This window comes from Spiroplasma endosymbiont of Amphibalanus improvisus (assembly GCF_964030645.1).
Lineage (GTDB): Bacteria > Bacillota_I > Bacilli_A > Mycoplasmatales > Mycoplasmataceae > CAXIPX01.
The window spans coordinates 14,901-31,210 of sequence record NZ_CAXIPX010000003.1 but is presented as its reverse complement, the minus strand read 5'-3'; the positions used below and the strand labels follow the sequence as shown (position 1 = coordinate 31,210).

The following is a 16,310-nucleotide window of genomic DNA, read 5'->3' as shown; positions in this document are numbered from 1 at the left end:
ACTATATCAAGTAGTAAAGTTATAAAATAAAACACAATTAAACATAATTGTGTTTTATATTTTAAAATATTAAATTTGAATGTTTATTTTATAAGAATTTTATTTTAATAATCTGGAATGAAGAATGTTACATCGATAGTTGCTTTATAAACAAATACTCCATTATTTTGAGCAGCCAAAACATCTCAATGACGAGTTCAAGTATGGTTTTGTCAAACATGTTCACTTCCTTCAGGAGCTCATGGTTTGGTTGAGTCATCATTGTGATGTACAGAATCTGTAGTTCCACTGTATGGGAACTGAGCGTAATCCAATAAAGTTGTATAAGTTCCATCTGGTCCTGTTGGTATGTTTAATCCATTTTTGTCTGAAATTTCTGTTAGACCTAAGTGAATATTTTCTTGTATATCATGGTTAATTTTTGCTGAGTTAGCACCATCTCTACCTGTTAAATCGAAGTAATTATTGTCATTACCAGAACCATTTGATTTAACATCAGGTAAATATATATCATTATATTTAGTTTCATATGGTACAGTATTGTCAAGCGATCTTCCTTGATCTAATAAATCATTTAAATTATAAGCTTCAGGACTTATGTTTACTGTCTCAACCCCTACAACAGCATGTTGGTCTGAATTTGCAGTAATCTTAACATAACTTTCTAAATTTGTTCCACCAGCTTGGGTAGATTGAGATAGGTCTACATTATCAGAATTAGCACTTGAACCAAATTTGATTTGGACAGCATCAGAAGAAATTCCTTTTGATTCAAAAAAACTATCTATTTCATTTTTAACAACTGATTGATATGATGATGCATCAGTTGTTACATACGGATTAACATCAAAAACATCGGAAAATGAAACATCAGATAAATCGATAACAGAAATACCGGTAATATTTACTTTAATGTCAGGAATATAATATTTGTTATGAGTATTATTAACAACTTCTACACCAACATTATATTGACCTGTAGTATTAAAATTAACATTATTTCAATCAAAAGAAAGATCGTTGGCTGATAATTGTTGTGAAGCAGGTAAAGCAGCGTTTATTGCCACTAAAGCTGAATTTTCTACATTTTTTTCAAATACTTTTCTATCTTGAGTTTCATAGTAAGATACAGTATCTACGTTAATACTATCATACACATTATCAGGGATATTAAATTTGTCACCTCTTAATGATAAGGGCAAAGCAATTGCTAATATAATTGAAATTACAAGCACTGAAGTTGCTGCTACAATTCAAATATTTTTCGTAGTTCAAAAAGTATCTTTTTTTTCTTCACGATTTATTTCTTGTGATGGCGCTTCATTTGATTTTCTTTTAAATTTGGTTTGAAATTCTTTGAATTTAGTTTGAAATTTGGTTTGAAATTCTTTGAAAGCAACATTGAATTTTGATTCTTTATTCACTGGATCATTTTGATTCATCATTGGACGATTATTTACTTGATCATTTTGATTCATCATTGGACGACTATTTACTTGACCATTTTGGTTCATCATTGGACGACTATTTACTTGACCATTTTGGTTCATCATTGGACGACTATTTACTTGACCATTTTGGTTCATCATTGGACGACTATTTACTGGACCATTTTGATTCATCATTGGACGACTATTTACTGGACCATTTTGGTTCATCATTGGACGACTATTTACTGGACCATTTTGGTTCATCATTGGACGACTATTTACTGGACCATTTTGGTTCATCATTGGACGACTATTTACTGGATCATTTTGGTTCATCATTGGACGACTATTTACTTGATCATTTTGGTTCATCATTGGACGACTATTTACTTGACCATTTTGGTTCATCATTGGACGAGAAGTATTATTCATATAATTTAAATTATTATTTTGATCATTTATCTTCATTTTTGTGACAGGCCTTTCTTGAATAAGAATATTTTGAATTATTATAAAATTAAATATAAATGAATTTCTATATAAACAACTATCAAATAATTTTCTATTATTTTATCATATAAAAAATTTATGCTTGATTAAGTAATTTCTTATAATTATACAATGTGATTATATACATATATAATTTAAAAGTCAATAATAATATTTTTTCATTATTCATTAAAAATGTACAAAATTCACCAGTGATTTTTAATTGTGTTTTTAGATTAATAATGAGTGAAAAAATTTGTCTATTTTGATTACTAAAATTAAAATAATCATTTTTTCATTGATAAAACCCTCAAAATAATTATTAATTTACATAATTATAAGTATATTAATTTAATAATTGAACAATGTGATAGATTTTTAATAATGCCTAATTATTTTAGTTGTGGTTTAGGTTGTTGAATTAAGTAGAAAACGTCACTCAGATATATGTTTCTCCTATAAATACACCATTATTTGGGCGAACCATTAATTCTCAATTGCGAGTTCAGTCTTCATTTCTTCATATATTTTTATTTCCTTCGGCGGTTCATGGTTCAGTGGTTGTTTCTTCATAACCCTTATCGCTTCCTTCAAAAGGAAAATTAGTGAAATCTAATAATCAGTAATATGTATTATCCGATAGTGGTGGAATATGCAATCCATTTTTATCAGATATTTCTGTTATATTTTTATTAATAGCGTATTGTATATCATGGTTAATCTTGCCTGAATTTGCTGTATCTACGCCTCAACCATTAAAGTTAAAATATTGATCACATTCTGAACTATATCCAACATGTGAGATACCTTGAAGTAAATGTATTTGATTATATCTATCTTCATATTTATCATATTCACTATTTGGTGTTCTTCTTTGAGCTAATAATTCTTCTATATCATACGCTTGAACCGTTATAATTATTTTAGTATCGCCAACAACAGCATTTGAATTAGGGTCTGCGATAAATTCGATTAAATTTCCATAATTAGCCCCACCAGCTTGGGTAGATTGAGAAAGATTTAAATGATCAGCATGAACAGTGTTTTTAGAAGAAAATTTAATATCAACATCCTGGGAAGGAACATTTTTTGATTCAAAATAATTACTTACAGTATTTTGAACATTTTTTTCATATGACGCTGTTTCAGTAGTAACGTATGGAAAAGTATTAAAAATTTTAGAAAAATCGATATCAGATAAATTCATAACAGAAAAGATTTTTACTTCAATATCAGGAATATAATATTTATCAGTTACTTTATCATTAACTTCTATGCCAACATTATATTCACCTTCATTTGAAAACTGAACATCATTTCAATTAAAATCAACTTCTTCCATTGTTAATCTTTTTGTTTTAGATACATTACTATTGATCGCAGATAATGCTAATTGATCTACACTCGAAATAAATTGAGCTTGTTCTTGACTTTCATAATAAGTTGTAGAATATCCTTCTTCTAAATTTTCAAATACATTAGCGGGCAAAACTACTGGTCCATCACTGATTGTTGAATAAGTAGTGACACCTATTATCACCAATATAACTGAAATAACGAGTAATGATAATATAAGAATTGATGTAATTGTAAAATTAGAAATATTTTTAAATAATAAAAATTTGGTTTTTTCTGACTTTTCAATTGGAAAAGATTTATGAACTAAACCATCTGTATCTTTTATTGAATTTGTTTTAATTACATTCATTTTTTGCTTTTCAAAAGCTTCATTAAATTTAGTGATAGAGCTTAATGAAGCTTTTGAAAAAAATGTCGATTTTTCACTCAATGTTTTATTTTGAGGATAAGGTTGTTTTGGTAAATTTGGTTTATTGTTGAAAACAATTTGGTTGTATAAATTTGGTTTGTTGTTATTAACAGTTTGGTTGGTTTGATTATATAAAATTTGTTTGGTTAAACTTGGTTTGTTGTTATTAAAAGTTTGGTTGGTTAAACTTGGTTTGTTGTTATTAAAAGTTTGGTTGGTTAAATTTGGTTTATTGTTATTAAAAGTTTGGTTGGTTAAATTTGGTTTATTGTTATTAAAAGTTTGGTTGGTTAAATTTGGTTTGTTGTTATTAAAAGTTTGGTTGGTTAAATTTGGTTTGTTGTTATTAACAGTTTGGTTGGTTAAATTTGGTTTATTGTTATTAACAGTTTGGTTGGTTAAATTTGGTTTGTTGATATTAAAAGTTTGGTTGGTTAAATTTGGTTTGTTGATACTAACAGTTCGATTAAGTAAAATTTGTTTATTGTTGTTAACTGTTTGTTTATATGAATTTGGTTTATTGTTGTCAAAAAAATTTAAATTTTTATTTTGATTATTCATAAACAAATCCTCCTCGAAGCAAATATCTTGTCCTCTATTTATAAGATGGAATTGATAAAGTTACATTCATAACCGCTAAGTCAAGAAAAACACCATTATTTGGGCGGGTGTATATATTAAAATAACGAGTTCAAGTGGTACCTCTATAAACATTTCTAGCACCGTCGGCAGCTCATGGTGCAGTGCTGGTGTGATTTAATTTTGGATCTGTAGAACCCTGATACGGGAAATCAGTGTAACTTAATAAACTATTATAGGTTCCATCAGCTGCTGTAGGAATGTTTAAATAATCTGCAGTATTTGAAAGTTCTCTTAAACCATCTTCTACATTTTGTTGTATCTCGCGATTAAGTCTAGCTGTATCTGCTGAATCAATAACTGTTAAATCAAAATAATTATTTCGATTATCAGGAGTTAACTTTGGATCATTTGAAAAATAAACCTGATTATATCTCTTTTCATATTCTTTATTATGATTTTCTGTAATTCGCTTTTCATTCAATACATCGCTTAATCAATAAGCACTAGGACTTATGAAAACTGATGCATTACCTGTAACATAACGAGAATGTTTTGTCGCCTTAATTGAGACAACATTACCAAAATATTTTCCACCAGCTTGGGTAGATTGGGAAAGATTTAAATGATCAGAAACTTCACTATTTTGCGAAGAAAATTTTATATCAATATTATCAGCAGAAATTCCTTTTGATTCAAGTAAATTCTGTACACTATTTTGAACAACTGTTTCATATGATGTTGAATCAGTTGTTACATACGGATTAATATCAAAAACATCAGAAAATGAAATATCAGATAAATCGATAACAGACATACCAGTAATGTTTACTTTTATATCTGGAATATAGTATCTATCATTTGTATTTTTAACAACATTTATGCTGACATAATATTTACCAGGTGTATCGTAATCAACATTGTCTCAATCAAATTTCAATTCATCATCTGTCAATTGTTCAGATGGATCTAAAGCATCGTTAATCGTTTCTAAAGCTGATTCCTCTACATCTACCATAAAAACAACTTGATCTTCACTTTCATAATAAGATGTAGTTAACCCTTTATTTAGGTCATCAAATAAACTGTATGGCAAAACAAAATCTTTTGTCACATTATTTTTACTTTTTGCACTTAAAGGTAGTGCGATAACAAATACAATGGAAAATAAAAATATCAAAGTTGCCATTAAAATTAAGACATTTCTTTTGGTTCACAAAGTATTTTTTTTCCTTATTTCTTTTGTTAAAGTTGATTTATTATTTGAAACAATTTTAAAATTATCATTAGCTTTATTGGCAGACAACTTATTTTTTACGCCATTATCATCTTTTACATTAATAATAACAGGTTTAAAATTACTCATTTTATATCCTTTGCATATTAACATATTTAACATTATCATTTTATCTTATAATTAAGATATGTCAATTAAATTTTAATTATTTAACAAACATGCATGTTTACATATTAAAAAATATAACAAACTAGTCTATATCTATCAGATGCTATGGAAGGATTTTAACATTACAATAAAAACAAGAACCTGATTAATGAGGTTCTTGTTTTTTCAAGTTTAAATATTGCTTCTAACTATTCTTCAACAAATTTAATTGTGGTGTTAACTATAAGAGGCATGCTCTTATCATCAGTAGATGTATCAAAACCAAATCAATTTTTTTCATAAGGAAGTGCATCCATAACTGTAACTCCTCAAGCTGATCCATCTGTAACCAGACTTAAATCTAGAGGTGTAAGTCGAGTATGGTTTTCAATTGCATATAAATCTCAACCGATTAAATTATGAGTAAAAAGTTTTAAAAATTCAGTCAGAAATGAATTGGAATCATAAATATTTGTTAAATTCATTATAGGCATAAGTCCATCATACTCTACATTATTTAATGCAGTGATCGGAGCTGTACCTCTGTCTTCTTCTGGCAAAGCATTAGGGTTGAATGAAGAATATGATAAGTAAGGGGCTATAATTAAATAAAATTTAACAGGACTACCAGTTATATATTGTGAACCACTAACAGGTGTAATTTCTACTTCTTTTAAGATAATTCCTCCTTGAAAAATCTGCGAATCTCCTCAACCTTGATAAACGGAATTTCCATTTACTTTATCATTATTATTATCCAAAATTTGAACTGTATAATCGGTATCAACTGCAGTTCCACTAAAACCACCAATTGCATCAACTTGTGAACTAAACCAATTTGTAAAATTTTGTTCATTTTCTGCTGGTGTGCTGGCTGGTGGTACATCATTGTTGAAATCAACATCGATGTCTTTTGCAAAGTCGTAATCCTTTGATCTCAACATAATCACATTACCATTATTATCAATTGACTCTTTTAATTTGGTTGTGTTCACCGGAACTGTAACTGGCTTATTTGCTGAATTTTCTAAAGGAACATAAACAGATAAAAATACAGACATTCCCAGCAATAATACTATTGGGATTACTAACATAACTATTATGTGACTCTTCTTCATATTAAGCTCCAATCATATTAAGTTACAATAAAAACAAAAATTTTAATTTGAAAATAATAACATAATTAATAATTATAAAAGATTAACCTTATGTTTATTGAAAATGTAATATAATTTATTGTATCATATTTTATAAATTATTCAAGTATTAATAATACAACAAAATATATTGTAAGTGTCATTTATAATTTTATTTAAAAAATTAATAAAATTATTATCCACAGAATAAAAAAGTAAAAGCTAAACTTTTATATTATATCTTATAAAATAAATATAAAAAAGAGAGTCTAATTTATTAGACTCTCTTTTTAAAAATTTAAATTCATTTATAACTAGTTTTTAAGAACATGTATATCATCAATAATAGTATTTATTAAACTTTTATTGAAGAAATTGGTATAAGTGAATCAAGTTCGATCTGTTTTATTATCCTTATTAGCAATTATAAGTCTAAGTGAATCATCATTATTCAAAGCATTTCAATCTACAGTATCACCATAAAATGGGTCTGGGGCAGTTTGAGATTTAACTTCATTTAAATCTCAACCAATTAAATTATGAGTAAAAACTTTAAAAAATTCATCTAAAAATGTTTGGTCGCTATCGACGTTAGTTAAATCCATTATTGGGTCATTTTTTGCATCATAGTCTACATTTAAAGCGGTTATAGGAGCTGATTGTTGATCTTCAGTTGGTAAAGTATAATTCATATAACCTGTAAATGATAAATAAGGTGTTATTATCAAGTAGAATTTAATTGGATCACCTGTAAGATATTGTGAACCATTAACAGGTGTAATTTCTACTTCTTTTAAAGTAATTTGTTCTTTTGATAATTCTGAATCTGCTCATCCTTGATAGACTGCAACTCCATCTACCATATTAGTGTTATTATCCAAAATCTGAACTGTATAATCGGTATCAACTGCAGTTCCACTAAAACCACCAATTGTATCAACTTGTGAACTAAACCAATTTGTAAAATTTTGTTCATTTTCTGCTGGTGTACTGACTGGTGAAGCACCATTCATAAAATCATAATCCTTTGATTTCATAATGATCATATCGCCATTATTATCAATTGTAGATTTAACATCATCAGAACTGATCGGCAATAGTGGCTCTAATTCTTCTCCACAAGCAACCACACCCATTACTGGTGCAATTGATATTCCTATTGTCGATAATACACTTAACAATTTCTTCATAAAGTACCCCTCTTTATGATAATTAAAAGTATATTTATTATTATATTAATTATACCATATTATAGTTAAATTAAAAATCCTTGTTATTTGATTACTGTTCCCAAATTATAACAAGAAATCAAGAGTATATTTTTATAATATGTGGTTTTAATTATAAAAATGACTAATCATTGTTATGTTCTTACTAGTAGTAAAAAATGTTTGTGTAGTTTTATTGGTCATTGGTCATGTTTTATCAAAGTCTTCATCTGGTCCAATAAAATCCCAATAATTTCCACCATCCCTAGTTGGCATTCCTAAGTTAAAATCATTTGCAACACTAAAGGAAATATCATCTAATTCTTCACTAGTTATATGTATTTCTTCAGTATTATCTACAATTCAATATAATTTACTCTTAATATCACCTAATGTATATGACATTACTGCTGAAGAATCTACATCATGACTAGTAACATTATTGTGATTAAAAGTAACATAATTATCATAAAGCAAATAAGTTTGCACAAATTTTTGATGATCACTTCTTGCCGGATATTCTGTAGTACCATCAAATCATGAATAAATATCAATTGCAGTAGTTGTGATATCTACAGTTTGTTCACCAACAACAAAATCATCATCAATAGTACTTATAGTAACTGTATTTGCATTATTAGAACCAAAGAAGTTCAATCCATTATTTATTTGCCCACTAGAATTAAAGGTAATATCAATATATTGTGCCAAATCACCTAATTCAGTATTAATTTCGTCATCGATAGAGTTTTGAATTATTAAAGAATAATCAGCATCACATACCTCATAAGAAGTTGTAAATTGAAAATTATAAGTAGTTAAATCCAGCTTACCAGAAGGTGGTGGTGGTGGTGGAATTGGTGTATTATTATAAAAAATACCAGTTGAAAAAAGAACTAAAGGAATTGTTAAGGAAATTGGCATAATAATCAAAAGAAAATATTTTCCTAACTTTTTCATAAAATACCTCATTTCAGTAATTATAAAAAAGAAAATAATTTTTACTTCAATTCGAATTATTTAATAATTATACCATAATTTACTCAATTTATAAAGAGACACTTTTTTTCTGTTTTGGCAATTTTCATATTTTTAAACTCGTCATTTTGAAATATTAATCAATATTACTGTGATAAAAATAAGATCCTGATTTTAGGATCTTATTTTTTAAAACTTCCAATTGATTTTTTGACTAATTGTGGATAACAGATATAAGATTGTGGACTAAATAAGAAAAGTCGTTATTGTAGTCAAATCAAATATTATTGTTGACTTCTTTATTTGCAATAAGCAAGTCAAACTGGTTCTTATTTACCACAGAACTTCAATCTATAGGTGGATGATTGCTGTTTGTATAGTCAAGGGTTTTAGTATTATTTTTTACATCACTTAAATTTCAACCAATTAAATTATGAGTAAAATCATTGAAAAATTCATCCAAAAACGTTGATTCACTATTAACATTAGTTAAATCCATTTTTGGCACTACTGAACTAGAAGCATCATCAAGTTCAGTATCTAATGCAATTTTAGGTGCTTGACCTTTATCTGCAGACGGTAAATAATCTCCAAAGTAACCAGTAAATGATAAATAAGGTGTTATTGTCAAATAAAATTTAATTGGATTACCTGTTAGATGTTGTGAACCTTCAATAGGTGTGACCTCTACTTCTTTTAAATAAATTCTACTGCTGATACCAGTCTTTACTTCTGAATCTGCTCATCCTTGATAAACTGGATTAGAATTAGAATCTAAAATTTGGACAGTATAATCTGTGTTCACTGCAGTCCCGCTAAAACCACCAATTGTATCAACTTGTGAACTAAATCAATTTGTAAAATTTTGTTCATTTTCTGCTGGTGTGCTGGCTGGTGTACCACTAGCAATATCATAGTCTTTTGATTTCATCATAATTATGTTACCATTATTGTCAATTGTAGATTTAACATTATCAGAACTGATTGGTTCTGTATCTCCACATGCAACCACACTCATCACTGGGGCGATCGATATACTCATTGTCGATAATGCACTTAACATTTTTTCACAAAGCACCTCTGTTTATGATAATTAAAGGTATGTATTTTAATAAATTAATTATAACATATTATTAAAAATTAGTAAATAACCATATATTAAATACTTAAAATGAACATATCAAACCTTTAAGTAAAAGTGAAGTAATGTACTAATAAATAACAGCCAACTAAAACATTGAAAACTTTAATTTAATTAATTTATTGCGAAGTAATGTACTAATAAATAACAGCCAACTAAAACTTTTTCGCCTTGAATATTTTGGTCTCTATAGAAGTAATGTACTAATAAATAACAGCCAACTAAAACTTCTGTACTTATGGGTTCACAGGTTTAAACGAAGTAATGTACTAATAAATAACAGCCAACTAAAACTGCTTTCGCTGAGTTTAAATCTCAAACATTGAAGTAATGTACTAATAAATAACAGCCAACTAAAACAGATATGGTGTTTACAGATACAAAAATAAAGAAGTAATGTACTAATAAATAACGGCCAACTAAAACAGTCAGCATTATAACCAACATAACCAGTTTGAAGTAATGTACTAATAAATAACAGCCAACTAAAACTTTCTGCATTAGTTATTCTTGATAATACTAGAAGTAATGTACTAATAAATAACGGCCAACTAAAACCACACATAGTATAAATGAGTGTTATATAGCGAAGTAATGTACTAATAAATAACAGCCAACTAAAACATGAACGCCACAACATTGTGCAATATCCAGGAAGTAATGTACTAATAAATAACAGCCAACTAAAACAATTGATATGATGAAAGAAATAAATATTGAGAAGTAATGTACTAATAAATAACAGCCAACTAAAACTTCAGTTATTCATTTAACAAGTGAAATTAAGAAGTAATGTACTAATAAATAACAGCCAACTAAAACACTATTATTATAGTGTTGATAATGTTGAAAGAAGTAATGTACTAATAAATAACAGCCAACTAAAACCTCTGTTCTTGACGCCTCACCTAGTTATAAGAAGTAATGTACTAATAAATAACAGCCAACTAAAACTTCATTTTTTTCATATCATGGTAAATTATAGAAGTAATGTACTAATAAATAACAGCCAACTAAAACTTTAATGGTTGTTATTATCAAAAATGAAGAGAAGTAATGTACTAATAAATAACAGCCAACTAAAACTTTAATGGTTGCTACTCTCAAAAGTGAAGAGAAGTAATGTACTAATAAATAACAGCCAACTAAAACTTAATTTGTTAAATTCTTTTATTGTTTTGTGAAGTAATGTACTAATAAATAACAGCCAACTAAAACGTTATTTTTACAATCTATAATGTCAATTTTGAAGTAATGTACTAATAAATAACAGCCAACTAAAACCTTAAATTAATTTTAACAATAAAAAAAGAAAAATAAAATTATTTTTCTCCTAAAATAGATATGTTTTTTTGTAATTTATTATAATTAATCCCCAATTCTTTTAACCCTCTGCTAAATCTTGTTGAAGAATTATTCGAAATGGGTATTGTTTTTATAAGTCCATTTATATTACAAAAAAATCTGTCGCCTGATATACCATAATAAACAAATGTAAAATTCTTTCCTTCGAAGAATCCTTCTACATTTTCATTTGGAACAATAATTTTTGTCAAATCTATTTTTTGATTTTTTTCATTGATTTCCATTTTCGCCTTTAACCATGAAACAGTTTTTTGTTTAGAATTTATATCTGAATTAATTCCATAATAAGTTCTTAAGTCTCATGTATTTCCATAATTATCTTTTTTAATTAAATCGATATTTTTTATTTTTTCGACAGCTTTTTTCTTCATTGGCATTTGTGAACCTAAAATAGTTCCCCTACCTTTAATTTTTCTAATGATCATATGTGAAACATATGGGTAATGAATGTTACATTGATTTTTATTTTTATATTTTGCTTGGTACTCTTTTATTTGTGGTTGATTAAAGTATTCTTCTTCAGTTAAAACTGTTGAATATTCTGGAATAAATTCCTTTTTAATATACTTATCATTAATTTGTTTTTCATCTAATTTAACTACTTTTAAAATTTTAGTGATGTTATCTTTTGCAATTTCTTGTTCTATTGCTTTTAATTTAACAGGAATTCTTGTGACTACCATTTCACTAAAATTTTTAATGTTGTTTGAATAATTAATTAATGTTTTTTCTTCTAATGAACCATCAAAAATTTTATTCAATTTAAAAGTAGCGCTTTTCACTCAAACATGTTTATCATTATATTTTGAAATCATATCTTTTTTAATTTTGTCAAATTCTTCTTTGCTAATCATTTTTTTATCAAATTTTCTCTTTGAATTAGTTGCAATGATTATATCGGAAGCAAAATCAATATTAGATTTATTAGTAAAAGAAGCTATTACCATTGCATCAACAGCATGATGTCAATGGGTAATTTCTCTTACCTTTTTCTCTAAACCTCATGGATTATGTTCTCATTTATTGTTTTCTTCTGATCAAATTCATTTCAATCATGTTCTACGATACCTCGAAGTGACATTTCCTCTTAAAGGATTAATATTATAATCACCATTACCTTTTTGTTTTGCGACTAAATGATGGTTATTAGTTTTATAATAAGCATCTAATTCCTTTTTTAATCAACTCATAATAAATCTAGTGATATATCTAGTATCATTTAAATTTCTAGAAGCAAAACCTTCTAAAACTTCTTCATCTAATGATTCTGCTAACAGAAATCCTTCTTTTAATTCATTGAACCTTAACTTTTTAACCCTATCTGTAAAAGTCTTATAATTCTTCCCTGTAGCTTTCATTCATTGAATTGGAGTTCTATCACCTTTATCTTGATTACATTTTGCACAAACTAATACCTTATTGTTTAATGAGTCATTCGCAAATTTACTGATTGGTATAATATGGTCTACTTGTAAATCATTAGTTATATTAATATCAGATAATGTAAATGATTTTGCACAATACACACATTGTTCTTTTTGATTTTGAAATAATTTATACTTTAAAATATTAGATTCATTTGCTTTGATTTCATTATCATCTAAAGTTTTAATAATCCCTGCATTTAAGACCTGATTTTTTAAATTATCTTCTGTCATTTTTTTTCTATCTTCAACAGAAGCATATAAATCTCTTGCAACTTCAATATTAATTGCACTAAAAGTTTCTTTATCTTTATTTACAAATTGTCCATATTTATTAAATAATGCTTTCAACACTTTTCTTGTTTGATTTATAGCTCTATAAACGGTTTGATTTGTTTTGATATCAGGATCATTTAAGGGTCCTAAAAATTTATTATCTTTAATTTTTGATTTTGGATGAATTTGATACTCATGTTGAAATGTATTGGTTGGTTCACCTTGTAAGAAACGATCAATTCATTCTTGCATAATTTTATAAGATAAATTGCATGTTCCAGTTGGTTGGTAAGATTCTAATTTTAATTCATCATATTTTTGTACAGTTAGAATATCACCAAATTGTTCTAAAATTTTTTCTTTTCTTCTTTTAGGGGTAATATTATTTGATATTATTTCACCAAAATCAAAAGTTCTTTTATCATTAGTTAGATTATTAACATCTATTGATTTAAAAATATCTGGGCCAAAAACTTCCTTACATTTTTTAATATAATTTATTTTAAAATCAATATTTTTTCATAAGGGGTTTTGTGAGTTACAATAAACTTTATCGTTAAATTCAAAACCTTCTTTTATGCTATTTAAAATAATTTTTTTAAACTCATTTTTAAATTGATATGTTTTACCTGGTTCTTTATATAATTCTTCAATAACATATTTAATAACATTAACATGAATTTTTTCTATATCTAACAATTGTTTATAAGCAACTGTAAATTTAGAAACTTCACTAGCAATATGAAACAACTCAAAAACAATTGAAGTTTTGAAACCAACTTTTTCTTCTGGTTCATATTTACAATATCCGATCATTCTTTCAAAAATAGGTTTAGATGCATCACGATATTTTCAACTAGGACCATCTTCAAAATCACGTTGTTGAACAATAATGTTTTCTAATTGAGTAATTAATTCATCTGTAATCTCTGGATAAAATGTTTGTTGCTTAGTTAAAATTTTAATAATTTCTTTTTGAATTTCTTTGCGTCGAAATAAATATTTATAACCCGTTGTCTCGCTAGTTTGATTATTTCGAATATCAATTTTATTGTTTTTAATAAAGTCAGGATTATTAACCACTGCTTCTGAGATTGTTTCATATTTACCAATAAATTTTTTAGCATCATCGCAGGCTGTTTTTAAACCTGATTTGCCCTTTTCTTCTTCATCAAAAGCATTTAAATAACCTCGGTGTTTTGCTAAATTTAATAAACAATATGCCACTTCTTCTTTTGAAACCTTCTTATGCATTGCGTCATTTCTTAAAACATAAGGATTAATATATTTTTTTGTGTCATATTTTAATTTCTCGGTAGTAGTAACTCCATCATTATTAGTTAAACTTTTAACATATTTATCAATTGCTTCTACTGTCAGAAATTTATGTTCTGAAAGTGCTCTTTTGATACGTTCTAAACGGTGGTGTCTTCTACGATATAACCTTCTGGTTGCTCGGAATCCTCTTCGTTCTGCTGCTAATGTAACTTTAGTTTTTGCTACTTCTACTGGATCAAAAATTCGTACTCCAAAGTCATGAATATAAAATCGATCTTTTTCTGGATCTGATATTTCTATGTTAGTATCTTCTGCCATTACCGCTCAACCACATGAAGCGATCCCTAAATCTAAACCTAAATAATATTTAATTGCCATAAATGTACTCCTTATAATATATGAACATTTTTTTCATTATATTACTTTTAAATATTAATTAAAAATAATTAAATAAAAGAATTGACTAAAACAATTAATCTTAAAATGTTATTCTTAAATTATTGAATAATATTAAAAAATTTAATATTATTATTTTAATAATTAACATAGGAATTTTCTTTTTATGACTAATAAAAAAATTAAATTTGTAGATCTTTTTGCAGGGATTGGTGGTTTTCACCAAGCTCTTAAATTTGTTGCTCAAGATAATAATATTGATATTGAGTGTGTCTTTGTCAGTGAAATTGATAAATACGCAATTGAAACTTATACTCATAATTTCAATTATGATAAAAATCAAATCATCAACATAAGAGACATTGATAATATTGAAAAAGATGTTCCCGAACATGACTTTTTGTTTGCTGGTTTTCCTTGTCAAACCTTTTCTAACGCTGGTAATAAAAAAGGTTTTTTAGATGAAATTAGAGGAACTTTATTTTTTGAAATTGCTAAAATTTTAAATGAAAAAAAACCAAAATATATTTTACTAGAAAATGTTAAACATATTATTAAACATGATAATGGTGAAACATGAAAAATTATAAATAATAAATTAAAAGAAATTGGTTACTTAATTCCCAAAAAACCTTTGGTATTATCGCCACATAATTTTGGCATCCCTCAAGAGAGAGAGAGAGTCTTTATTCCAGGAGTATTAAAATCCAAAATTGCTGAGAATATTGATGAAATTGATTTAGAAGAAGATATCAATAAATATAAAAAAAATTTTAATTCTGATAATTTTATTCAAGAAAAAAATAAAATCTATAACAATATTTTAGAAACTAAAATTAACGAAAAATACTTATTAAAAAATAATGCAAATGGTTCTTATTTACAAAAAGTTTTTGACGCATGAAATGAATTTTTACAAAATGTTAAAAAACCACTTAACAGAACATTGCCTGTAATTTGATTGAAAGAGTTAACCCAAACCTACGAATTAAATCCTGAATTAATGACTCATTGAAGATATAAATATATTTCTGATATGCGAGATATTTATAAGAACAATAAAATTTTTATTGATTCATGATTTAAAAAACATGATCCTCTTTCTTGAAAAATTAGAGAACAAAAATTTGAGTGACAGGCAGGAAAAGATATTAATGATATTAAAGAATCATTTATTCAATTACGTCAGTCAGGGATTAGATGTAAAAGACCTGTAAAATTCCCTACTCTAGTTGCGATGGTACAAATTCCCATTATCTTTGACAACACCCTAAAAGAATGACGCTACTTAACACCACGAGAAACAGCTAATTTACAAAGTTTTCCTAAAACATTTAAATTGCATAATGAACTTAATACAAGTAACGATGACTATTATTCATATAAACAATTTGGCAATTCTGTAAATGTTGAAATTATCAAAATAATTCAAAAAACTCTCTTGGATAACTACTAGCT

9 protein-coding genes are annotated in these 16,310 nt (G+C 26.8%); 1 reads left to right on the top strand and 8 read right to left on the bottom strand.

Annotated features, from left to right (window positions below):
* Nucleotides 1–104: 104 nt before the first annotated feature.
* The 8 genes from AAHM77_RS00570 to cas9 all read right to left on the bottom strand — a co-directional run bounded on the left by AAHM77_RS00570 (nucleotide 105) and on the right by cas9 (nucleotide 14,834).
* Nucleotides 105–1,898 carry a hypothetical protein gene (locus AAHM77_RS00570; protein WP_342252192.1) on the bottom strand — a complete coding sequence of 598 codons (1,794 nt, stop codon included), beginning with the start codon at nucleotides 1,896–1,898 and terminating at the stop codon, nucleotides 105–107.
* Between the two features lie 442 nt (nucleotides 1,899–2,340).
* Nucleotides 2,341–4,248, bottom strand: coding sequence for a hypothetical protein (locus AAHM77_RS00565; protein WP_342252191.1), 1,908 nt, complete (start codon nucleotides 4,246–4,248; stop codon nucleotides 2,341–2,343).
* A 34-nt stretch (nucleotides 4,249–4,282) separates the two neighbouring features.
* Nucleotides 4,283–5,632 (bottom strand): hypothetical protein, encoded by a 1,350-nt coding sequence (locus AAHM77_RS00560; RefSeq protein WP_342252190.1) that lies wholly within the window; start codon nucleotides 5,630–5,632, stop codon nucleotides 4,283–4,285.
* 227 nt (nucleotides 5,633–5,859) lie between these two features.
* On the bottom strand, nucleotides 5,860–6,768 hold the full coding sequence (locus tag AAHM77_RS00555) for a hypothetical protein (RefSeq protein ID WP_342252189.1): 909 nt from the start codon (nucleotides 6,766–6,768) through the stop codon (nucleotides 5,860–5,862).
* 332 nt (nucleotides 6,769–7,100) lie between these two features.
* Complete coding sequence (locus AAHM77_RS00550; RefSeq protein ID WP_342252188.1) at nucleotides 7,101–7,976, bottom strand: hypothetical protein; 876 nt, start codon at nucleotides 7,974–7,976, stop codon at nucleotides 7,101–7,103.
* A gap of 147 nt (nucleotides 7,977–8,123) precedes the next feature.
* The gene (locus AAHM77_RS00545; protein ID WP_342252187.1) at nucleotides 8,124–8,954 is read right to left on the bottom strand and encodes a hypothetical protein; all 831 of its coding nucleotides are present in this window, start codon (nucleotides 8,952–8,954) and stop codon (nucleotides 8,124–8,126) included.
* Between the two features lie 232 nt (nucleotides 8,955–9,186).
* The gene (locus AAHM77_RS00540; RefSeq protein WP_342252186.1) at nucleotides 9,187–10,035 is read right to left on the bottom strand and encodes a hypothetical protein; all 849 of its coding nucleotides are present in this window, start codon (nucleotides 10,033–10,035) and stop codon (nucleotides 9,187–9,189) included.
* Nucleotides 10,036–11,435: 1,400 nt separating this feature from the next.
* Entirely contained in the window at nucleotides 11,436–14,834 is a 3,399-nt protein-coding gene (gene cas9 / locus AAHM77_RS00535; protein ID WP_342252185.1) for a type II CRISPR RNA-guided endonuclease Cas9, read from the bottom strand.
* A gap of 184 nt (nucleotides 14,835–15,018) precedes the next feature.
* Here cas9 and dcm point away from each other — a divergent pair, with 184 nt between their 5' ends.
* A complete protein-coding gene (gene dcm, locus AAHM77_RS00530) occupies nucleotides 15,019–16,308 on the top strand; it encodes a DNA (cytosine-5-)-methyltransferase (protein WP_342252184.1) in 1,290 nt (429 codons plus the stop codon).
* Nucleotides 16,309–16,310: the final 2 nt, after the last annotated feature.